The organism is Tetzosporium hominis (assembly GCF_002265435.1).
Classification (GTDB): Bacteria; Bacillota; Bacilli; order Bacillales_A; family Planococcaceae; genus Chryseomicrobium; species Chryseomicrobium hominis.
On record NZ_NOKQ01000386.1, the window covers coordinates 1 to 254 of the forward strand.

General features: G+C 49.6%; 1 protein-coding gene. It reads left to right on the top strand.

The genetic code is table 11. The features are described 5' to 3' along the window. Positions 1 to 254 (top strand): pseudouridine synthase (locus CF394_RS15490; protein ID WP_243370943.1); only part of this gene is annotated, 254 nt, incomplete at both ends.

The following is a 254-nucleotide window of genomic DNA, read 5'->3' on the forward strand; positions in this document are numbered from 1 at the left end:
GACAGCCGGCAGCAAACAGTGATCGATCTGCTGACGCCAGAGGAGATGAGATTTGAGCCGTTTCCCGCCGGCAGGCTTGATAAAGATACAGAGGGCTTTTTGCTGCTTACAAATGACGGCCAGCTCGCACATCGGCTCCTTTCGCCTAAAAAGCATGTTCCCAAAACGTATGAAGTCCATTTAAAATCAGAGATTTCGCCGGAAGGCATCTCCGATTTGGAAACGGGTGTCTACATTGAAGGCGGCTATAAAAC